The sequence below is a fragment of the Rhizobium etli 8C-3 genome (genome assembly GCF_001908375.1).
Taxonomy (GTDB): domain Bacteria; phylum Pseudomonadota; class Alphaproteobacteria; order Rhizobiales; family Rhizobiaceae; genus Rhizobium; species Rhizobium etli_B.
The window spans coordinates 2144680-2164586 of the sequence record NZ_CP017244.1 but is presented as its reverse complement, the minus strand read 5'-3'; the positions used below and the strand labels follow the sequence as shown (position 1 = coordinate 2164586).

At 59.8% G+C, this 19907-nt stretch carries 17 protein-coding genes and 7 pseudogenes; 16 read left to right on the top strand and 8 right to left on the bottom strand.

Annotation, left to right across the window (positions count from 1 at the left end; all coding sequences use genetic code 11):
- Positions 1-15: 15 nt before the first annotated feature.
- The 7 genes and pseudogenes from AM571_RS35160 to AM571_RS35130 form a co-directional block, all read left to right on the top strand.
- A complete protein-coding gene (locus tag AM571_RS35160; protein WP_074065487.1) occupies positions 16-915 on the top strand; it encodes a sugar phosphate isomerase/epimerase family protein in 900 nt (299 codons plus the stop codon).
- A 140-nt stretch (positions 916-1055) separates the two neighbouring features.
- Entirely contained in the window at positions 1056-2228 is a 1173-nt protein-coding gene (locus AM571_RS35155) for a Gfo/Idh/MocA family protein (protein WP_074065486.1), read from the top strand.
- An 80-nt stretch (positions 2229-2308) separates the two neighbouring features.
- Entirely contained in the window at positions 2309-3250 is a 942-nt protein-coding gene (locus AM571_RS35150; RefSeq protein ID WP_074065485.1) for a sugar phosphate isomerase/epimerase family protein, read from the top strand.
- 77 nt (positions 3251-3327) lie between these two features.
- Positions 3328-3540, top strand: a complete 213-nt coding sequence (locus tag AM571_RS38620; RefSeq protein ID WP_074065484.1) for an antibiotic biosynthesis monooxygenase — start codon at positions 3328-3330, stop codon at positions 3538-3540.
- Positions 3540-4469 carry a sugar phosphate isomerase/epimerase family protein gene (locus AM571_RS35140; RefSeq protein ID WP_074065483.1) on the top strand — a complete coding sequence of 310 codons (930 nt, stop codon included), beginning with the start codon at positions 3540-3542 and terminating at the stop codon, positions 4467-4469. Before AM571_RS38620 ends, AM571_RS35140 begins: the two co-directional genes overlap by 1 nt.
- Positions 4470-4555: 86 nt before the next feature.
- Positions 4556-5143, top strand: a pseudogene (locus AM571_RS35135) (thiamine pyrophosphate-dependent enzyme); the annotation flags it as partial.
- 11 nt (positions 5144-5154) lie between these two features.
- Positions 5155-5637 (top strand): annotated as a pseudogene (locus tag AM571_RS35130) (5-deoxy-glucuronate isomerase); the annotation flags it as partial.
- Here AM571_RS35130 and AM571_RS37940 read toward each other — a convergent pair.
- Positions 5638-5763, bottom strand: a pseudogene (locus tag AM571_RS37940) (ParA family protein); the annotation flags it as partial.
- A gap of 140 nt (positions 5764-5903) precedes the next feature.
- Here AM571_RS37940 and AM571_RS35120 point away from each other — a divergent pair.
- Positions 5904-6179, top strand: coding sequence for a type II toxin-antitoxin system ParD family antitoxin (locus AM571_RS35120; RefSeq protein ID WP_074065482.1), 276 nt, complete (start codon positions 5904-5906; stop codon positions 6177-6179).
- Positions 6160-6509 (top strand): annotated as a pseudogene (locus AM571_RS35115) (type II toxin-antitoxin system RelE/ParE family toxin). The gene AM571_RS35120 and the pseudogene AM571_RS35115 overlap by 20 nt, the downstream one beginning before the upstream one ends.
- A gap of 47 nt (positions 6510-6556) precedes the next feature.
- On the opposite strand, the pseudogene AM571_RS37935 reads toward AM571_RS35115, so the two are convergent.
- Together AM571_RS37935 and AM571_RS35110 are read right to left on the bottom strand one after the other, a co-directional pair.
- Positions 6557-6761: pseudogene (locus AM571_RS37935) on the bottom strand (hypothetical protein); the annotation flags it as partial.
- 19 nt (positions 6762-6780) lie between these two features.
- Positions 6781-7794, bottom strand: coding sequence for a methyltransferase (locus tag AM571_RS35110; RefSeq protein WP_074065481.1), 1014 nt, complete (start codon positions 7792-7794; stop codon positions 6781-6783).
- Positions 7795-8503: 709 nt separating this feature from the next.
- On the opposite strand from AM571_RS35110, the gene AM571_RS35105 reads away from it, so the two are divergent.
- Positions 8504-9433 carry an MYG1 family protein gene (locus tag AM571_RS35105; protein ID WP_074065480.1) on the top strand — a complete coding sequence of 310 codons (930 nt, stop codon included), beginning with the start codon at positions 8504-8506 and terminating at the stop codon, positions 9431-9433.
- A gap of 392 nt (positions 9434-9825) precedes the next feature.
- Here AM571_RS35105 and AM571_RS35100 read toward each other — a convergent pair whose 3' ends face one another.
- Positions 9826-10476, bottom strand: coding sequence for a glutathione S-transferase C-terminal domain-containing protein (locus tag AM571_RS35100; RefSeq protein WP_074065479.1), 651 nt, complete (start codon positions 10474-10476; stop codon positions 9826-9828).
- On the bottom strand, positions 10473-10970 hold the full coding sequence (locus AM571_RS35095) for a DinB family protein (protein WP_074065478.1): 498 nt from the start codon (positions 10968-10970) through the stop codon (positions 10473-10475). The genes AM571_RS35100 and AM571_RS35095 overlap by 4 nt, the downstream gene beginning before the upstream one ends.
- 88 nt (positions 10971-11058) lie before the next feature.
- Between AM571_RS35095 and AM571_RS35090 the strand changes: the two genes are divergently transcribed.
- The 4 genes from AM571_RS35090 (at position 11059) to AM571_RS35075 (ending at position 14557) form a co-directional block, all read left to right on the top strand.
- Entirely contained in the window at positions 11059-12003 is a 945-nt protein-coding gene (locus AM571_RS35090) for a LysR family transcriptional regulator (protein WP_074065477.1), read from the top strand.
- A 562-nt stretch (positions 12004-12565) separates the two neighbouring features.
- Positions 12566-13132: a hypothetical protein gene (locus tag AM571_RS35085; protein WP_074065761.1), complete on the top strand. Its 567-nt coding sequence runs from the start codon at positions 12566-12568 to the stop codon at positions 13130-13132.
- A complete protein-coding gene (locus AM571_RS35080; protein WP_074065476.1) occupies positions 13129-13830 on the top strand; it encodes a hypothetical protein in 702 nt (233 codons plus the stop codon). Before AM571_RS35085 ends, AM571_RS35080 begins: the two co-directional genes overlap by 4 nt.
- Position 13831: 1 nt before the next feature.
- Positions 13832-14557, top strand: coding sequence for a protein phosphatase 2C domain-containing protein (locus AM571_RS35075; RefSeq protein WP_074065475.1), 726 nt, complete (start codon positions 13832-13834; stop codon positions 14555-14557).
- A gap of 141 nt (positions 14558-14698) precedes the next feature.
- On the opposite strand, the gene AM571_RS35070 is transcribed toward AM571_RS35075, so the two are convergent.
- Positions 14699-16426: an endonuclease/exonuclease/phosphatase family protein gene (locus AM571_RS35070; protein ID WP_132549724.1), complete on the bottom strand. Its 1728-nt coding sequence runs from the start codon at positions 16424-16426 to the stop codon at positions 14699-14701.
- 257 nt (positions 16427-16683) lie between these two features.
- Entirely contained in the window at positions 16684-18135 is a 1452-nt protein-coding gene (locus AM571_RS35065; protein ID WP_074065473.1) for a CHAD domain-containing protein, read from the bottom strand.
- 178 nt (positions 18136-18313) lie between these two features.
- Here AM571_RS35065 and AM571_RS38615 point away from each other — a divergent pair.
- Positions 18314-18475: pseudogene (locus AM571_RS38615) on the top strand (NUDIX domain-containing protein); the annotation flags it as partial.
- Positions 18476-18583: 108 nt separating this feature from the next.
- Positions 18584-18742, top strand: a pseudogene (locus AM571_RS38610) (IS110 family transposase); the annotation flags it as partial.
- A gap of 77 nt (positions 18743-18819) precedes the next feature.
- On the opposite strand, the gene AM571_RS35055 reads toward AM571_RS38610, so the two are convergent.
- Positions 18820-19827, bottom strand: coding sequence for an SDR family oxidoreductase (locus AM571_RS35055; RefSeq protein WP_081377289.1), 1008 nt, complete (start codon positions 19825-19827; stop codon positions 18820-18822).
- Positions 19828-19907 lie beyond the last annotated feature (80 nt).

Here is a 19907-nt window from a genome sequence, read left to right as displayed (position 1 = left end):
CAGGAAAATAGATTCATGAAAATCGCCATCGACCCGTTTATGCATCGCCATCTCAGCCTTGAGGCTCTTCCGGCCAAGATGAAGGAGCTAGGCTTTGACTGGATCGAGCTCTCGCCCCGCGCGGACTTCCTTGAATGGTTCAAAGCGCCACGCGTTTTTCCGGAGCGTATCAAGACCTTCAAGAAGGCGCTGAAGGACGCTGATGTCGGCATCGCCTCCATCCTGCCCATGTATCGTTGGGCCTCAAACGACGAGACCGAGCGCAAGGCGGCGGTCAAGCACTGGAAGCGCGCCATCGAAGTTGCGGTCGAGATGGAAGTCGACACGATGAACTCGGAATTCGGCCGAGGCCCGCATCCCGATAAGGGCTCGTGCTACTGCTGCCATACCGGTTCGATGATCGAGGCATGCGAAGATTCCTGGTGGCGCTCGATGGAAGAGCTGGTGCCGATCTTCGAACGGGAAGGTATTCAGCTCAATATCGAGCCGCATCCGGAAGACTGGTGCGAGACGCTGCAGCCAGCCCTCGACATCATCCGCACGGTCAATTCGAAGAACGTCAAGTTCCTCTACTGCGCCCCGCACACCTTCTATTTCGGGGACGACACCAAGGCTATGCTGCGCGAAGCCAAGGATGTTCTCGCGCATGTTCATGTTGGTGATACCTTCAATCACAAGGCAAGTTCGGGACTTCGCTATATTCTCAATCCGCCCGGTACCCAGGCGCGTGTGCACCAGCACCTCAATATCGGGCAGGGCGAGGTTCCGTGGGAGGATTTCTTCGGCACGCTGGCCGAAATCGGCTTCGACGGCATCGTGACTTCCTGCGTCTTCGCGTGGGAGGACAAGGCCGATGAATCCGGGCGGTTCATGTGCTCCGAAATCAGCAGATACATCGACAAGTATCAGAAGTGAGGCCCGTGATGCGGCCTCAATAGGCCGCCAAAGGGCGGGCTTCTCGAAATGAATGTTTGCGCAGCCGGCGGGCGTTGTCCGCCGATCGGCGGAGCTATGCCAAACACCAAAGCCGGCGCCATGCCGGGGGAGCAACTGAAATGATCAATGGTGAAAGACTTATCTCGCGCCCGCTTCGTTGGGGCATGGTCGGCGGCGGCCGGACCGGGCAAGTGGGCTACAAGCACCGCAGCGGCGCACTGCGTGACGGCACCTATCGTTTGGTGGCCGGCGCATTCGACCTCGACGCCGCTCGAGGCCGTGACTTTGGCGTCAATCTCGGCGTCGAGGCGGACCGTTGCTACGATGACTACAAGGAGCTGATTGCCAAGGAGACGGCGCGCGAAGACGGCGTCGAGGTCGTTTCGATCGCAACGCCGAATTTCACCCATTTCGAAATCACCAAGGCCTGCCTGGAAGCCGGTCTGCACGTGATCTGCGAAAAGCCTTTGTTCTTCACGGTTGCGGAATGCGACGAAGTGGCGAGGCTGGCCGATGAAAAGGGCCTCATCGTCGGGGTCACCTATGGTTTCACGGGTCATCCGCTAGTCCATCAGATGGCGGCGATGGTCAAGAAGGGCATGCTGGGCGACATTCGCATTGTCGATATGCAGTACACCCACGGCTTCAATTCCGGTGACGACGTGGGCGCCGGCGAAGCGCTGAAATGGCGCACCAATCCGAAGACAGCAGGCCCGACCTTCGTCCTCGGTGATATCGGCACGCACCTCTACTACCTCTCCGAAGTGGTGTTGCCCGATCTGAAAATCGAAAAATTGCTGTGCGACCGCAAGGCTTTCATTCCGACCCGCGCACCGCTCGAAGACCACGCGACCGTCCTCATGCATTATGACAATGGCGCTCGTGGCCGTCTGTGGGTGTCTTCCGTCAACGCCGGCAACATGGGCTCGCAGCGTTATCGCTTCGTCGGCTCGAAGGCGTCTATCGAATGGTCGGACGCCCATCCTGACCAGCTGGTCTATGAAGTCCAGGGCGAGCCGAACCGTATCCTCCATCATGGCATGCCCTATCTCGAAGACGAGAGCCTGGCCGTCGACCGGATGGGCGCATTGCATACTGAAGGGCTCGGCGACAGCTGGGCGAACATCTATCTTTGGATCGCCCAGGCCATCGACGCGAAGAGGCGGGGAGACGAAGCTTTCCTGAAAACCCATCACTATCCGGGCATCAAGGCGGGCACGGAAGGTGTGCGCTGGTTGGAGAACTGCGTCCGTTCCGCGGACGCTGGCTCCTCCTGGGTTGATTTCAAGTAGCCAACACAGGGGACGCGCTGGAAATCCTCTCTCCATCTCCCAAGCGCGCGTCCCCGAAACCTCTAACAGGAACGATTGACATGAAACTATCGATCTGCACCGACGTGATGGGCGACCTGTCCTTTACCGATATGCTCGACAAATGCGTCAAGCTCGGCGTCGAAGGCATTGAAATGACCGGTGGCGGCTGGTCGCGCGCGCCGCATTTCCGCGCTGACGAGCTTCTTGCCAACAAGGGGCTCCTGAAAACCAAACTCAAGGAAATCGAAGCGCGCGGTCTGGAGATCGCGGCCCTCAATTGCTCGGCAAATCCGCTCGATCCGGGTGACATGGGCAAGCGCCATCGCAAGGAGATGGAACAAACGATTTGCCTCGCCGGTGAGATCGGCATCAAGACGATCGTCACGATGTCGGGGCTGCCGGAGGCGGCACCCGGCGATATGGTGCCGAACTGGCTCGTCTACACCAAGAGCTGGCCGGACGAGATGCCGGAGCGCGATCGCTACCAGTGGGAGGACCGCGTGTTTCCGCTTTGGTACGACCTCGTGAAGCTGGCCAAGGAAGTGGGCGTCGAAAAATACGCGCTTGAAAATTTCTCGGCGATGCTCGTCTGGAATCCCGAAACGCTGTTCCGTCTGCGAAACGAGGTCGGCCCGAGCGTCGGCATGAACCTTGACCCCAGCCATTTGTTCTGGAAGGGCGCCGATCCGATCGCCTCGGCGCGCGCACTTGGAAGCGCCATCCATCATTGCCATGGCAAGGACACCCGTATCGAGCGCGGGCTCGCGGACGTCAACGGCCTCCTGGAACTCAAAGATGTGACCGACGTCTCCAACCGCACGTGGAACTACGTCGCCGTCGGCGCTGGACATGACCTGCAATGGTGGAAGGAGTTCTTCTCCGTTGTCCGCATGGTCGGCTACAACGGCTGGGTCAGCCTCGAAATGGAAGACTTCACCATGTCGACCGACGCCGGCATCCAGTCATCCATCGATGCACTGCAGGCGACGATCAGCCGATGACCGAGCCGTACAAGTTCATCGTGACGATTGAGCTTGTACCCGGGACGCGGGACGAAATTCTCGCCCGCGCCCCGTAGGTGCCGTCAGCGACGAGGGCCGAGGATGGTTGCTTTTCGTTTGACTGCTTCACCTGCACAGACGATCCGAACCGGTTGGTTTTTATCGAGTGCTGGAGAGATGAGCAGGCCTATGCGGAACACCTCCTGCGAGACCATACGCAACGCTTTCTCGAGTTTTACGAACCACTCCACCGGTCCTTTACCTTAGAAACAATCACGGCAGACACCTGATGCGCAGTCCCATCACCATAACAACCGCGCCATGCTGCTGGGGCGTCGATGATGTGAATAATCCGCACCTTCCTGCCTGGGAAAAAGTGCTCGATGAAGCACAGGCGGCCGGTTTCGGCGGGTTGGAACTTGGGCCTTATGGTTACCTCCCGCTGGATCTGGGGCTGGTTTCCAGAGCGCTCGACCAGCGTGATCTGAAGATCGTCGCCGGTACGATCTTCGACGACCTCGTTTCCCCAGCGAAGCGCGAGAGCCTTCTGCGTCAGACCGATGAAATCTGCGCGCTGATCACCCAACTACCGAAGCCCGAAACCCATCCCGGCCAACGCTATGCGGCGCCTTACCTGACCGTGATGGATTGGGGCCATGACGTGCGCGACTATGCAGCCGGCCATTCTGATCGTGCACCCCGTCTCGATGAAGGCGCGTGGCAAGGCATGATCGACAATATCCGCGCCATCGCGGCGCTGGCGCGCGACAAATATGGCGTGCGTGCAACCATCCATCCCCATGCGGGTGGATATATTGAATTCGCCGATGAGTTGCGGCGAGTCGTAGACGATATTCCTGCCGATCTCGCAGGGCTGTGCCTTGACACCGGCCATATGGCCTATTCCGGCATGGATCCTGTTGCCACGCTCAGGCAATACTGGGATCGCGTTGACTATATTCATTTCAAGGATATCGACGCCAAGGTCTACGGGCAGGTTATGGAAGCGCGCATTCGCTTCTTCGACGCTTGCGCCAAGGGCGTCATGTGCCCGATCGGTCGCGGGTCGATCGACTATCAGTCCGTCCGCGCGCTTCTGACCGAACTCGGCTACGGCGGCTACATCACCATCGAACAAGAGCGGGATCCGCGCAACACAGGCAGCATTCTCGAAGATCTGGCGGCCAGCCGGGCCTTCCTGGCGCGCGTCGGATTCTGAGTAAGGAGATCTGAAATGAAACCACTCGACGTCATTACCATCGGTCGGGCATCAGTCGACCTCTACGGTCTGCAGGTAGGTGGACGCCGGGTGCGTTGCAGATCCTCTGGCAGTCCGCCAAGGGTGGGTACCATATGGAGTATGGTTACTCCTGCATGGGCTACGAAGTGGCCGGTGCCATGGGTATAATATTGGCTGCTCCACACAAGGAGGTCGTCTGCTTCGTCGGTGATGGCTCGTACATGATGGCGAATTCGGAACTGGCGACGGCGGTCATGCGCCGGGTCCCGTTTACAGTCGTTTTGACGGACAATCGCGGCTATGGCTGCATCAATCGCTTGCAAATCGAGTGCGGCGGCGCCGAGTTCAACAACATGTACAAGGAAAGCAATATCGAGGAAATGCCCGAGCTGGACTTCGTCGGTCATGCCCGCTCGATGGGTGCCTATGCGGAAAAGGCAGCCCACATTGCTGAACTTGAGCGGAAGATCGTCGAAGGGCGTTCCCGTACTAAGCCGACGGTCATCGTGATCGACATCGATGCCGTTCCAGGCACAGGGGCGGGCGGTCACTGGTGGGATGTTGCCGTGCCCCAAGCCGGCGGCCCGGAACGGCTGGAACAGGCGCGTGAGCATTATAACCAGAATGCGCGCGACCAGCGCACTTTCAACTGAGGAGAATCGACATGGTTGATCTTCTCCGCAAACCGTTCGGAAGTCATGGCAAGGTCCATGAGATCACTCCCCAATCCGCCGGTTGGCGCTTTGTCGGCTTCTCACTCTATCGGCTGCGGCAAGGCGAGAAAGCCGGAGAGGCAACTGGCGACCGCGAAGTCATACTCGTAGTGGTCGAGGGCAAGGCCATGGTTCAGGCCGCCGGGCAGGACTGGGGTCTTCTCGGCGACCGGATGAACGTTTTCGAGAAGACCGCGCCTCATTGCCTCTATGTGCCGAATGGCAGCAACTGGGAAATAATGGCGGAAACCGACTGCCTGGTTGCTGTTTGCTCGGCGCCTGGAAAGGGTGGACATGCGGCGCGGCGCATCGGCCCCGACGGCATCTCGCTGACATCGCGCGGCAAAGGCACGAATACGCGGCACATCAACAACATCGCAATGGAGAATGAGGACTATTGCGACAGTCTTCTTGTAACCGAGGTCTTCACCCCCGATCGTTAGGCGAGTGACGAAATTCGCCTGGGGAATCGCGCGCCCGATCTGGTCCGACACTTCCGCCGCAGCTTCGGCCGCTTCGCCAGCGGCTTTTATTTCGTCCTGGTTTGGCTGGATCGGCGTTTGGGGTCATTTCGGCGCTCGAATGGCCGAGCACGATTGCTTCTGCACCGACGTCGTTGACTTTGCCGCCCTGACGGACATCTCGTCAAATTGACGTATGTGCTACTGAGTAGCAAATTAGGTTCAAAGGAGTTAAACCGATGAGTGTCAAATCGTCGATCTCGCTGACCGACCAGCAGGATGCGTTTGCCCGTTCGCTGGTGGAGAGCGGCCGGTATTCCAGCATGAGTTCCGTTCTTCAGCAGGGCCTAGAACTGCTTCGCCAAAAGACGGAAACCGAGACCGTCGAAACGGCAGCGCTTCGCGAATTGGTTCAGCGGCGATTGAATGGACCTATGATTACTGCGACGGAAATGGAAAGCCGCGTCTCGGCAATGATTGAGCGGAAGCGACGGGTTGTTCGTGTGGACTGTTGAATATTCTGAGGATGCCGAACGCGATTTCGAGTTGATCTTCGATCATCTGTTCGACGCCTATGTCGAACTCGGGGACTCGTCTGACGAGGCGGTGGAGCGTACCGCTGAACGGATCCACAAACTGCGTGTCGAAATCGATCGTCTCGTCGATACGCCTTATATCGGGACTCTGCGGCCCGATATTCATCCCGGGATCCGGTTTCTTCGGCGGGACAAGGCAGCTATTTGGTTTCTACCGGTAGAGATAGCCGCAAAATCATTGTCGCGGCAATTTTCTACGGCGCGCAGGACCACATCAGAAATATGCTCGCACGTATGCTGGCGGGATAAGGTCCCTACAGCCCTGTAGCTTTTACTCCCCGATTTCAATTGAAGCGCTAAGCTGAACACCCAGCCCGCAATTTTGACCGCTTGGGGAGTAGGCCCTTAAAGCCCAGACACTTGGTGAGATTGCTGCGGAAGCGGCCGCGCCGCCGCTGACGTTTGCGCGTCAACTCAGCCGAAGCGTGCCCCTGCTGTGTTTGAACGTAGCGCTCCTCGACATCGGCCGACGAGGGCAAGGCCAGCGCGCCGCAAATGGCCGGTCAAGTTGCGTTTCCGTTCAGTCGGGCTTGAAGCCGATCACCATCGAGTCCGGCCCCAGCAACGGCTCAACGCGTGTGGAAACGAAACCGGCATCGCGCATCCAGGCCTGGCAATCGGCGCCGGTGTAGTCGAAACCTCCGCGAGTCTCGATCAGCATGTTCAGGCTCATCAGCAGGCCGAAGGCGTTGCTGCGGCGCTCGTCGTCGATGACGGCGTCGTAGACGATCAGCGCCCCGTCTTTCGGCAACGCGGCGAATGCTTTTTCCAGCAGCATCCTCTTCTCGGCAAGATCCCAGTCGTGCAGGATATGCCCCATCACGATCACATCCGCATTCGGCATCGGGCCGTCGAAGAAGTTGCCGCTTTGGAAGCGGATGCGGTGAGCGAGGCCCTGCAGGGCGACGAACTCGTCGAATATCGGCTGCACGGCGGGCAGGTCGAAGCCGATGGCCTGGAGATGCGAATGGGCTCGCGCGATCACCACCGGCACCATGCCCTGCGCCGCGCCCACATCGGCGAAGGTCGTGTATTTCGACCAGTCGAACCTGGCGGCGATCGCCTGCGCCGCACCGGCGCTGATCCCGCTCATCGCCTCGAGGAACCCGCGCAGCCGTGCCGGCTCCGCATAGATCGCGGTGAAGAAGTCATCGCTGTGGTTGGCTTCGTTCTGGGGCTCTCCCGTGTGCAGGGCTTCGGTAAGCGAGCCCCAGAAACCGTAGAGCCGGGCATTGGCCATTTCGAGGATACCACCGATATAGGACGGCTTCGCCTTGTCGAGGAAGAGGTCCGTATCAGGGGCATTGCGATAGCGGCCGTCCTCGCGTTCGAGCAGCTTCAGGGCCACAAGGGTGTCAAGGAAGTCGCGGGCCGAGCGGGGATGCAGTTTCAGCCTGGCCTGCAGGTCAGGCAGGTCGGCCGGGCCGGCTGCGAGCTCGGTGAAGACGCCGAGCTCGACCGCGCTGAGCATGGCCTTGGAGGCCCAGAACCCCATGCCGAGCCGCATGATGTTGTCCGGCGTCGTTGCACCCATCGCTCGTCTCCTCATGGATCGTGTCGTCGAACGGCATCTGGGATTGGTGCGGAAACCGAAGCGGTCCGGCGGCGCTGCGAAGCTGAGGACGTCCCGTCTCGTCGAGGCACCCTGCAAGGGAAAATAGAGGGTTTTGCGATGGGTGCAATTAATCATGAATCACTAGGTAAGAGCCCAACCGAAAATTGAGTTGAAAGATTTCAGGTGACAGTTGGAATTGCCCGAGCAGTGTCGTGCTGACCTCGGTCCCCGCCTGGAAGCGGCTTGCGCCGGGTTTCGGTGGTGCGGGGCAGTAACGTCGTGATCGTCACCTCGACGCGATACCGGCTGAGCAGATTGTAAGCCTGGCGGGTGGACAGGCGCGCACCTCGGCCGCCGCTCGAGCAGCCGTTGAGGTCTGATTGTGCAATCGCTTTGGCAAAGTAGAAGTTTCACTGAAACCGTTAGCGGAAAATAAGACCGCATCTACCGGCTAAAGCTAACGGTCATATGACATTTCGCGGTTGAAACGGCAAACTAAAACTCACATCGAGCGATTCTGGGCGCGCACAGCGGACGCACAACGTCCAGACCTTTCATGCACGCATCAGACCAATCCGTTCTACGGTCTGGGCTCGTCTCTGCACTTTGATGATGAGCGGTTGAGATGTCACCCAAAACTGGTTATCTGCCGATCGGTCCAGTTCGCAACCAGTAAGGTCATGGCCGTATGGCTCCAAATTTCCTTGTTACGCATTCCGGCGGCTTTCATGCCGACGAAGTGTTGTCCAGCGTCATTCTCACGCGGCTTTTCCCTGACGCGCGGCTGGTTCGCAGCAGAGCGACGGAGTGGATTACACCCGGCGCCGATCGCATCGTCTACGATGTCGGCGGCGCCTATGATGCGGCCGCCGGGATTTTCGATCATCACCAGCGCGGCGCACCGCAGCGCGACGATAGTCAGCCCTTCAGCTCGTTCGGTTTGATCTGGAAACATTTCGGGCGCGACTACCTGACGGCCCTCTCTGTCCCGATGCCATTCACTGAGGCCGTGTATGCTCCTTTCGATGCCAGCTTCGTCTTGCCCATCGACCTGATCGACAATGGCGCGCTCAGCCCCGATAGCGCCGGCTCGCTCGCCGAATTAACGCTGCCGTCTTTGCTCGAAACATTGAAACCCGTCTTCGACGATGCGGATCCCGAGGCGACCGATCGGTCATTCCATGCTGCGATCGCAATCGCCCGCAATCTCGTCGAGGCCAAGATTGCTGGGATCCATGCGAAACTGCGCGCCGAAGGCTTGGTGCTGCAGGCGATCGCGTCAGCAGGGGAGGGCCGGGTTCTCGAACTGCCGATGGGCATGCCGTTTCGCCCGGCGATCGTCAAGGCGGGCGCCGATCATCTCCTGTTCGTGGTCCATCCGCGCGAGGCCGATTGGTGTGTGACCGGGATTCGCCGAGCGGAGGCGGGGTTCGAACTGCGTGCCGACCTTCCGGCCGCCTGGGCTGGGTTGAGCGGTCGCGAGCTGGAAGTGGCCGCTGGAATTGAGGGCGCGATTTTCTGTCACAACGGCCGCTTTATTGCGGCTGCGAGAACGCGAAAGGCCGCGCTCACTCTGGCCAGGTTGGCGGTGGAGGACGCGGAGAAAAGAGCCGGTTGAGTATCGGATCGAGGTCGAGCTTGTCCGCCGAAGCGGCGGGCAAGCTCGGCTGAAACACTGGAGACACCGGTAGGTGGGCGCGCAGCTCGGCCAATCGCCCGTTCCGGCCTATGCCGCGTCCCAGACCTGGTTCAGCATTTTAGCGGCCAGCGCCGCCTTGTCCTGTGGCAGGAACCGGCCATACCCGAAAGGAAGTGATCTGATGAATGCTCTAGGGCTCGGAGAATAGTGGCCGCGGCACCCTTGCGGCGACCCGCATGTGGACGACCGCAAGCTGCCATGACCGGAGCAACTGCTCGAATGGGCAGGTCGCCGGGACGGCATCATCCATGGCACCGGCCCCGAGCCGCGCCTCGGCACGAGGTCCATCCCCCAGGCCACGTGGGTCGAGCCTAAACTACCGCGATCACCGATGACCGAGGGTCGACCGGCCCGGTCCTGTAGGCCGAGTTCGTCGCCGGCCGCTCCGAGATGCTTCGGAACCATCGAGCGACGTTTGGGAACCGTGCGAGATCCTGACCTTGCTTCGCGTAGCGGTTCACCCACGGGAAGACCGCCATGTCGGCTATGGAGTAGCCGTCCGCCAGGAAACCCCTGCCATCCAGCCGGCGGTCCAGCACTCCGTAGAGCCGCGTGACTTCCGTCGTATACCGATCGACAGCGTATGGAATGAGTTCCGGGGCATAGTGCCGGAAATGGTGGGCTTGACCGGCCATAGGCCCGAGGCCGCCAACCTGCCAGAACAGCCACTGCATCACAACCGTTCTTTCGGATGTCTCTTCTGGCAGGAATCGACCGATTTTCTCGGCCAGGTAGACCAATATAGCCCCGCTTTCAAAGATGGGTATCGCGGTTACATCTTCCTCTAGATGATCGACGATGGCAGGTATGCGGCTGTTCGGGGAGATGGCCGAGAACTCGGATCGAAACTGCGCACCCTGGCCGATGTCTACGGCTATGATCCGATACGGGATCCCGGCCTCCTCCAGGAACAGCGTAACCTTGTAGCAGTTCGGGGTGGGCCAGAAGTACACGTCGATCATGTCCCCTCCCTCGGAAAATAGGTCAGGTCGAGGGACGGCGGGGCAACGGCCGTTTGCGAGAGAAGACAATGGACTTGACCGCGGTGATGAGCATGGTGCAGGAACAGGTGGGACAGCACGAGATCTACCCGCATGGTCTGGGGCCGGCCATCCATGCTGATGTAGTCGAGCATGGCGCTTGGCCGCCCCTCCTCGACGAGCCTCTGCACGACCCCTGTCAGTCGATCGTCCTCCTTCCCGCGTGCTAGGCGCAGGCTCGGAAAATCCGGGCAGACCTCGTAATCCAAGGAGGGGATGCTGTGCCCATCGCCGGACAGGCGGCCCAGCCAGATCCGATCTGTCGCGAGAAGATGGTTGAGGGTCAAATGTATCGAGGGAAAGGCGGACGATCTCCGCTTGTAGTACTCCTCCTGCGCCAGCCCGGCACAAGCGTCGTAGAGGCAACGATTGGCCCAGACCGTCCAACGAGCTAACACCAGAAACTTTGGTTCCATGAGACCTCCTTGAAGACGAGGTCAGTTTGTACCAAGATGCCGTTCGTCTGGATAACCAATTTCCTTTCTACCCCGATAAGGATAGCTGATGCCCGTCAGGCAAGACCCCCCGGGAACGCGTACGCTTGAGGCCTTCGTCCGGGCCGCAGAAGCGTCGAGCCTGAGCGTTGCCGCGAAGACATTGGGCCTGACGCAGAGCGCCGTCAGCCAGCGGATCGCCTCCCTTGAACGTCAATTGGGAGCCCGGCTCTTCCTACGCACACCAGCCGGCGTCATCCTGACCAGCGTCGGGGAAGCGTATCTCCCAGCCGTCAGGACAGCACTCGACGGCCTACGCCACGCGCAGGAGCGGATCGTGTCGCGCAAGACCGCGGTTCGCCTCAGCGTTGTTCCCTCGTTCGCACGCTGCTGGCTTCTGCCGCGCCTCGGGAAGCTCGCGACCGCGCATCCCGACGTGGACATCGTCCTGCACGTGTCCGACGAGAGGGTCGAGGTCGACGATGGCGGCTATGACCTCGCGGTCCGCCTCAGTCGGTCGGCGGCGGACAGCATTCGTCTTTTCGATGATGGGGAAGACGAACGAGTGGTCGTTGTGGCGCGCTCCACACGGATCGTCTCGGATGCCGACGATCCCTTCGCTGGCCTCACGCTCTACCATGACGATTGCTCCCGGCTGGGAGTGCCGGCGGAGCAAGGATGGACGCAATGGTACGAGGCGACCGAGCGCTCGCGTCCGGCGTGGGCCCCCGGGATCGTGGTCAACGATGCGAGCATGGCGGCCGGTGCCGCGATCGCCGGCCAGGGGGTGGCGCTCGTCCGACGTTTACTCGTTCGGGATCATCTGCTCGACGGCACCCTCGCGACCCTCGGACCGCCCCTCCCTCACGCTGGCCGCACGACCCTCATCACACGCCGGCGGACAACAAGGACCGCAAGTGCGGACCGCGTCGCCGACTGGTTGGTCGACGAGGCCAGTCGCGGTTGCGCCGAGAAGGCGGACCCCGCCCCCGACCACGCTCATCCGAATCCATAGCCCGAACGGCGTCCATGCTGATGTCGACGCAAGCTCGAAGGATCGCGCCTGGCCAACGCCATCGCGTCCGATCCATCCCTTTGCCCTGTCCCGCAGGTTCCGGTCGTTGAGGCGCTAACCGAGGATGAGGCTCTTGCGGCCTTCCGTAGGCACAGGCCGCGTCGCCTTTGGTATGGGATCGCAACAATATGCCTGAAATCTCGCTATCTCTCGGTCAATGCGACAAGAACGGCGCGGATTCTGTCCCATCTGGTCAATGCCGGCCCCTTTTCGGGAGTAGGTTCGCCTCCCATATCTAAATATGAGATTAGGAAATCTTTCAAAGGGTTGATAAACATTCGCGGAGGTTCGTCGGTTCGAATCCGATCAACGCCTTTAGGAAATATCCGCGTTTATGGATCATCTTCGAGTCTGCCCTAAGGAATACCGTCCTCAGTCCGCGGACAGAGGACAACGTGAAATTTATCGAATGTGCCCGTTTCTGCGGCGCGACGTTGACAGACCGATCATCGATATGAAAGTGTCCTTTGTCCGAGGACAAAGGACATAGGTAATTTCAATGATGAAGAGCCAGGATGTGGTCGTCCTGCTCAAGCTGGCAAGCTTGGAGGACGGCGAGCAAGAGAACGGTCAACAACCTGCACACCATGGAGTCGCAATGGGCGAGGATCCCTATTCTGTGCGGGGCCTCGAAACAGCCCTCGGGATCAGCAAGACCGAGGTCAGCGCCTCGATCAAACGCAGCCTCAGCTCCGGCATTGCAGTCAAGGACAGGAAGACCGGCCGGCCGAGGGTGAACCGGCGTCAGTTTCTCGAGTTCATCGTCCACGGACTAAGGTTTGTCTTCCCGGTAAAGCCGGGCGCCATGCAGCGTGGGCTGCCGACGGCATTTGCTGCGCCTATTCTTCGAGAATCCTTGCACAGTGCCGGCAGCCTCATCAGCGTCTGGCCCTATGCACGTGGCCGGGAGATGGGCCAAGCTATTGAGCCGCTCTTCAAAACCGTGCCGGAAGCTGCGGAAAAGGACGAGCGTCTCTATGCCTACCTCGCACTGGTAGATGCCATTCGCCTCGGCAATCCGCGCGAGGCCAATCTGGCTACCAGTCTGCTGACCGAGAGGCTGGCATGACCATTCAGGGCCAGTTGAAGGAAATGTTGAAAGCCGTCGCCTTGGCTCTCGGTGACGAGCTTCGAGCACGCCTCGTCTTTGTCGGCGGCTGCACGACCGCGCTCTACATCACCGACCCGATCACACTGGAAGGCGTCAGGGCGACCGACGATGTCGACCTGATTGTCGATCTCGCCGGTTTCGCCGAATGGGCGAACCTGATGGCTCGGCTGCGTGAGCGTGGCTTCGCCGAAGCGGCCGACGACAACGTCATCTGCCGCATGAAGCTCGGTGAGCTAAAGGTCGACTTCATGCCGGACGACAAAACGATCCTCGGCTTCAGCAATCGCTGGTACGCCAAAGGCATCGAGACGGCCGTCCCGGCGGCACTGGAGGAGGGGCTGGAGATCCGGTGCCTTACACCTCCTCTTTTTGTCGCGACCAAGCTCGAAGCGTACCTTGGACGTGGTAGGGACGACCTCATCGGTAGTCGTGATGCCGAGGACATTCTTCTGCTCGTCGATGGTCGGGAGGAGCTTGTGGAGGAGATCGCGGCGGCTGAGCCCGACATCCAGGCCTATATTGCCGAGCAGATAACCGCGGTACTGGAAGATCCGAACTTTGACCATTTCCTTGAAGGAAATGTTCGCGGCCCGGCAGGCCGCACCGACATTGTCTATGAGCGCCTGATTGCGATAAGCCAATTGAGCAGCCGCTGACATGGCCTTTGCGATTCAATGGTATTGTCAGCATGGAACGAGAACAGCCGACAATCGTGATCATGCCGGCGTCGGCATTCGCGGTGATTCAATCCTGGCAATCGTTCTCGACGGATCGACCTCAGGACCGGCGAGCGGGCTGTTTGCGCGAGAGATCGCGCAGCGCGTGGTCGATTGGTTCGTGACGACAACCGCCAACATCACGGCCGCGACCATCACGGAGAAGCTTCGCGACATTCATGCGGCCCTCGCTGGGGACTTTCGAAACGACTCAGCAAGCTACGCCCTGTTTTGTGCAGACGCTACACGGCAGGCCATCGCATTGCACGCAGGTGATTGCCTTCTCGCCCATCGCGACGGTAATGGGCAGATATCGTGGCTTATGCAGCCACATACGCTTGCAAACGCGCTATACGCCATCCCGCATGCCATTCTCGCCAAACTAGACGCAAGACATGCTCTCACGCGTAGCCTCCGATCGAGAAACTTCGTGGCTCCCGATCTGACATTGATCGACCTGCACGACCAGGAGCTGCTTATCGGGACGGACGGCTTCTGGGCGGATCTGGACCCTGCCGCGCAGAGTGCTTTTGCTGACGGGCGGTTTCCTGCCAACGAGGCCGAGCGCGATGATCGCGGCCTTCTTTCGCTCTCGCGAGCCGCGGGGGCGTCGACGGAAATTTCCGGCACCCACGCAACGGCGAGCATCTACGTCAGAAGGGCGTGACAGGCATCAGCTCACCTCCTTTCAACCGCGGCAGACGGCGAATGACGGGGGTCGTAGGTTCTGATCCCATCAAGGCGATCAATGTGCCAGTGTCCGAGATACCCGCGACGAAACCGCGCGACGGTTCCGACTCCAAACCTATCAATGAATCTTCAGCTTCACGTATTTCGGATCATGGTCGCTGGTCTGTTTCGATTCAGGCATAACGGAATTCACGTGTGCAGTGGTCAAAACGGCCGACTGGTTTGATCCAAGCAACACTAGGACCTGGTCGAGAGACTGGGAGTTGCCGTCGAAGACATAACTGATCCGCTCTTCTGGCGGCTCGACTAAAGCGAGATTTGACATCGCGGGATCGCCGCCTGTCAGGAGAAGCATCGGCTCCTCGTACCAAAGAGTGTTGAAGTCGCCCACAACAAGCACCGAGCGGTTCGCGTCAGCCGGTAGTGTTCGTATGAAAGCTCTCACTGCTCGAGCTTGTTCGGTTCTCGCAGCGAGCGTCGCATCCTTAGGAGGTTGGTTCTTGCCGTAGAGGGGATCGCTTCCGCTTTTCGATGAGAAGTGGACATTGATCACCATTACCTGCCTGCCAGTGAAAATGAATGGCACAGCGAGTGGGAGCCGCGTCCGTTCGAACGAAGCGTCTTCGATCCGACGCGCGTTGGCGAGGTCAGCTGCCACCCTTTCGGGGTTGTAGAGGAATGCGACGCGGATGTTGGCGCCGGGTTGGCCTCCTTCGGCATCGTCGATGGGGTCGAATGAGATGGTCTTGTAAATGGGCCCGCCTTCCACGACGATTGCATCTAAGAGCGCTTGGAGAGTTTTGCCCCCACCGACAGCGTCGCTGTACTCGCCTCCATCGTCGTCCTGGACCTCTTGCAACGCCACGACGTCCGGGGAGCCGAGAAGTCCGACGATATGCTTTGCTATAGCTGCGAACTTGCCGTCGCCCACATCGTCGTCGATATCATCCTTGGACGGGACCATCGTCACATCCTCCAAACGGGTATCGAGGTTCTCCACGTTGTAGCTGGCGATCGTGAGAACATCTGCTTCCGGCGGCGAGGCTACGGATGTCGACGTCCAGGCTTTAGCTGAGTAGCCCGATGGCTCGGAAAGCTGAATTCCGTAAGCGCCGCCGTCAGTCGTGACGGCTCCCTTGAGCGACGTGAAGGTATCGCCAAGGCTGACTTGAAAGTTCTCAGGCAGCAGCGGCTTATCGATTTTGACGCGGATACGCTCAGGGTTCGCGTCGCCCGGCGTCGCGGTGATGCCACCAAGGGAATTCATACCAGTTGCGTTCTTGCCCTGATCGGCGACCACGTAAAAGATATCCCCTTTCATAGGGCCGACGACGATCGGCGACTTGACCTCGATCATCATGCCTTCCAGTGTCTCGAAGAAGTCCGCTCCCGATCGGCTGGGATCGAATCCTCTGGCCGTCGAGACGACGGTTTCTGTCGGAGGCAAGTGCCCGCCACCGACAATCACCGGATTGGGTAGAACCCCTTGTCCGATCTTCTTGTAGACCAGGTCCTTGATGGTTGTCTGGGTGAATTCGATGAATTTGCCTTGCTGTTCTTCGACAACTCCCTCGATCCTCACCATGTCGCCGGTTGATAGCCCGGCAGGTTTGCGCCTGACGAGGATGCCGTCTGAGGTCATATCGTCGCCGTCGCCAACCGGATCCTGTACATAGAAGCTGCCGTCCCGTAGTTGCGTGACGACGCCCTCAAAGCGAACCATTCTGCCGTCAAGCGCCGATGAATGGCCCGCACTCTGGATTTCAGGAATCGTGGTAGATTGAGATGCCAATGCCGCAGATGGCAGGACAGCCAGCGCCCCTACCAGTAGCTCACGAATTCTCATGATGCCGCCCCTCCCTTAAACGATCGAAGGTTATCATGCTCACGCAATTCTCGCGAGTGTGATTAGTTATTGCACGTCGCCGGCACGTCTGAACCATGCCTCACGCGATAAAGGTGCAGACGCAGGATTTTCGACGACGCTGACAATCATGGGCACGCTCTCGCACGCGAGCATTAGTTCGATGATAAGGTTTTGTCCCGCTCGCGTGGTTAGACGGTTCGATAACGTGAGGATTTCTTTGATTCACGAAGCTGGGTTCATTTCCAAAACCGCTTTGCATCAATGACCTCGTCCAGTGCGATCTGGGCGGCATCGATCAGTCTCGACTTGTCCGCATGCGAAACCACCCCGTCCCGAGCCGGATGCTCGGAAAGACCGAGCTTTTCCAGAACGTCGGGGCCGGTCACCAGATCGTTCAGCGCACCGAGCTCATCCTGAAGGCTTGCCATCAGGGCGATAAACTTCTCATGGCGACGTTCACCGCGCTTGTCGTCGAACAAAGTGGCGAAGAATTCGGCGGCGTAGCGAAATTTCTTTGCATCCTTGCGTGCCTCATGACGATGCTCATCGTCGGTTTCGGCAAGCGCCTGCCCATGCTTCTTCAACTTCTTGCGCATTCGCTGTAATGCCGAGCGGGCAAAGTCTGCCGCCGGCTGTTCTCGGATCTTGGCGGTTTGATCGTGTGATAGGTACCCGCCGCACCGGAGCCACTCGTTGAAGTCGAGCATGAGAGCCCGCGCGCGGCTCGACGTGAGAGCTGCAATAGCGTCGTCGTAAGCCTTTTCCCTTGCGTCATCTAGGCGGGAGCGCACATCGGCATCGTTAGCCTTCGGCAGCAGGACATCGACGTTTCGGGCTTCACCAAGCACCTGCGCCAGCCATCGGAACTCATCCTTCAGCCGCTGTGGCTCGTCCCCGGGCAGCATCGGCTTGTAAATCGAGAAGGCGGAGCGAAGGCGCCGGATAGCGACACGAGCCTGGTGGAGGGCCTCCGGGTTGCGCTGTCGCAGCAGAATATCTTCGTTGAGGCGGAAATGCCGGAAACACGATTCGGCAATCGTTTGGAAGGAGGTGCTGGCACGCATACTCTTTTCGAGGTGAAGGCGTTCGGCTTTGTAAACCAATCGCTCGGCGTCGATCAGTGCAAATCCGCGTTCCGCCTTCGACCGCACGCCGAACCGGAAAGGCGCGGTGGCGTCAAGTTTTCGGGCAAAGATGAACAGGTCCGCGGGATCGCCGTCTTTGAGTTCGAGTTCGACCTCTCGGACGGACATTCGCCGCTCCCCGGAGACCACCTCGCCCTGATCGACTGCAACCTCGATCTTCGAATGCTGTTCGTCGAAATTCCAGATGCGACGCTCGATCTCAACGTCGAACTTCGGCACGAGAACGATGTCTATCCCGAACTCGTTTTCAATCGGGCTGGAATGATCGAGGACAGGCTGGCCTTGCTCCACCGGAGTCTCCCATTCCGACCGGGCAAACAACGACGCGCTTTCCCCGATGGCCTTTACTGTCTGGACGAGACTATTTCCGGTCTTCCGGATGCGGAGTGTGAAGCCGCGGTCGAATAGTTTTCGATCTGTCGTATCGAAATATGTCGAGGTTTGCTGAAGGATGCTCGTCGGTTCGCCAAGCAGCCCGGACCCAAGAGCGTCCTCGACAGCGCCGGGAGCGAGTTCCAGCTTAAGTTCGACCTCTTCAGCCAATATTCCCTCCTGCTCGTTCGCTTGATAATGCACCAGACATCTGGATGGTTCGTCTTTGTGTTGTTCCACTGAACCTAAGCTACAAGGACATTTTATCACATGAAAGGATCTGCATGACCACGGTGGCCCGTAACCAGCACGATACGGCTCTCGAAGTTCAGCAGGTGGGCGCAATCTGTTGTCGGCGCGACAAGAGGAAACGGCTAGAGGTCCTACTTGTCGGAAGCAAGCGCAACGGCCGATGGGGGGTCACGTCGATCCTGGCGAGACCACGGACGCAGCTGCAGCTCGTGAAGCGTTCGAGGAAGCCGGCGTATCCGGTTCGATAGAGCGAACTGTGTTCGGCTCGTTGGAATATAGGAAGGAGGGCGGTCCGAACACCTACCGTGTCACGGTGTACTTGCTTGAGGTCATCGAGCTTGCCGACACCTATCCCGAGAAGGCCGTTCAGCTTTCCAAGACCGACAAGATCGACGCCTTCGTTCTGACCGACTATGGACGGCGCATGGAAACACGCCTGCTTTGTCAGCCCAGCGTCGAGCAAGCCGAGCTGACCTATCTGTTGTCACGCTACAAGCAATTGTCGCACATGATCGTCCAGGAGAAGAAACCGCCGGGACCACCGACGGCAGCATGCCGCCCTTGCTAAAGCATTCACAAAGATGTTCGACTGACCGTCGGCCGTCACTTGAGGGTGAAGAGGCTGGCGGCCGGCGAGTGGCCTATCATATCGGTCTGCAGCTGCCCGTGGGCGGCGTTCACCGGATCGATGCCGTCAATGTAGGGGCCGACGGTCAGCCGGTTCGGCCGCGTGCCGAACCCCATCGCCGCCAGCCTGAGAACAGCGTCGGCCACCTCCTGCGGATCAAGGCTGGTGTCAGGCTCGAGCCCGGCGAGCATCGCCTTAATGTGCGGCGCATAGAGGTCGAGCATGGGCCGTTCTTCCGGGCCAAGGCTTGCGAGCAGTTCCTCCCAGTAGCGGAGGCCGTTGCTCTGAAACCGCGTCGGATAGGCGCCCGCCGGCTGAACCACGGCCACCTCAATATTGGAGGCGGCCAGTTTGTAGCCGAGGGCATCGCACGCGGCCTCGAGGACGAGCTTGGAGGCGCAGTAGCCACCGAGCATCGGGTCGATCGCCCGGCCGAGCGCACCCGACATCTGGATGATCGTGCCCTGGCCCGCCTGCCGCATATGCGGGACGACCGCCTTGATGACCCGCATGGCGCCGAAGGCATTGGTCTCGATATTGGATTGGAAATATGCGGGCGGCTGCAGCTCGACCGGACCCGGCACAACGATGCCGGCGTTGCTGACGAGGAGGTCGATGCGGCCGGCACGGGTGATGGCGCGCTCGACGGCCGCGGCGATAGATACATCGCTCAGTACGTCGAGTTCGAGTACCTCGATGGCAAGCTTCTCCTGCGCCGCCAGAGTGCGCAGCTCCTTGGCCGCAGGGGCGTTGCGACGTTCCATGTCGCGCATGGTGGCAAAAACCCGTGAGCCTCGGCGGGCGAAGCCCTCTGCCATCTTCCGACCGAAGCCGGAGCTAGTGCCGGTGATGAGGACGATCGGCGGCGGCGTCTCCTGGGCGCGCAGCGGACCCGCGGCAACGAGGAGGACGGCGGCGCCGGCTTGCAGAACCGTGCGCCGCCGGATGCGCATTCCGGCTGGAGTGTCGGTGATTTGGCTCATTTTGCTCTCCTTGGTTGATTGACTGCGGGAAGGTCCCCATCCTCGCCGAAGGGTCGCATGGTGGCGTATCGTGCCGCTAG

What these genes read in the sequence shown, in the direction of transcription:
- AM571_RS35160 (WP_074065487.1), top strand. Translation starts at nt 16, where the DNA reads ATGAAAATCGCCATCGACCCGTTTATGCATCGCCATCTCAGCCTTGAG.
- AM571_RS35155 (WP_074065486.1), top strand. Translation starts at nt 1,056, where the DNA reads ATGATCAATGGTGAAAGACTTATCTCGCGCCCGCTTCGTTGGGGCATG.
- AM571_RS35150 (WP_074065485.1), top strand. Translation starts at nt 2,309, where the DNA reads ATGAAACTATCGATCTGCACCGACGTGATGGGCGACCTGTCCTTTACC.
- AM571_RS35140 (WP_074065483.1), top strand. Translation starts at nt 3,540, where the DNA reads ATGCGCAGTCCCATCACCATAACAACCGCGCCATGCTGCTGGGGCGTC.
- AM571_RS35120 (WP_074065482.1), top strand. Translation starts at nt 5,904, where the DNA reads ATGAGTGTCAAATCGTCGATCTCGCTGACCGACCAGCAGGATGCGTTT.
- AM571_RS35110 (WP_074065481.1), bottom strand. Translation starts at nt 7,794, where the DNA reads ATGGGTGCAACGACGCCGGACAACATCATGCGGCTCGGCATGGGGTTC.
- AM571_RS35105 (WP_074065480.1), top strand. Translation starts at nt 8,504, where the DNA reads ATGGCTCCAAATTTCCTTGTTACGCATTCCGGCGGCTTTCATGCCGAC.
- AM571_RS35100 (WP_074065479.1), bottom strand. Translation starts at nt 10,476, where the DNA reads ATGATCGACGTGTACTTCTGGCCCACCCCGAACTGCTACAAGGTTACG.
- AM571_RS35095 (WP_074065478.1), bottom strand. Translation starts at nt 10,970, where the DNA reads ATGGAACCAAAGTTTCTGGTGTTAGCTCGTTGGACGGTCTGGGCCAAT.
- AM571_RS35090 (WP_074065477.1), top strand. Translation starts at nt 11,059, where the DNA reads ATGCCCGTCAGGCAAGACCCCCCGGGAACGCGTACGCTTGAGGCCTTC.
- AM571_RS35085 (WP_074065761.1), top strand. Translation starts at nt 12,566, where the DNA reads ATGAAGAGCCAGGATGTGGTCGTCCTGCTCAAGCTGGCAAGCTTGGAG.
- AM571_RS35080 (WP_074065476.1), top strand. Translation starts at nt 13,129, where the DNA reads ATGACCATTCAGGGCCAGTTGAAGGAAATGTTGAAAGCCGTCGCCTTG.
- AM571_RS35075 (WP_074065475.1), top strand. Translation starts at nt 13,832, where the DNA reads ATGGCCTTTGCGATTCAATGGTATTGTCAGCATGGAACGAGAACAGCC.
- AM571_RS35070 (WP_132549724.1), bottom strand. Translation starts at nt 16,426, where the DNA reads ATGAGAATTCGTGAGCTACTGGTAGGGGCGCTGGCTGTCCTGCCATCT.
- AM571_RS35055 (WP_081377289.1), bottom strand. Translation starts at nt 19,827, where the DNA reads ATGAGCCAAATCACCGACACTCCAGCCGGAATGCGCATCCGGCGGCGC.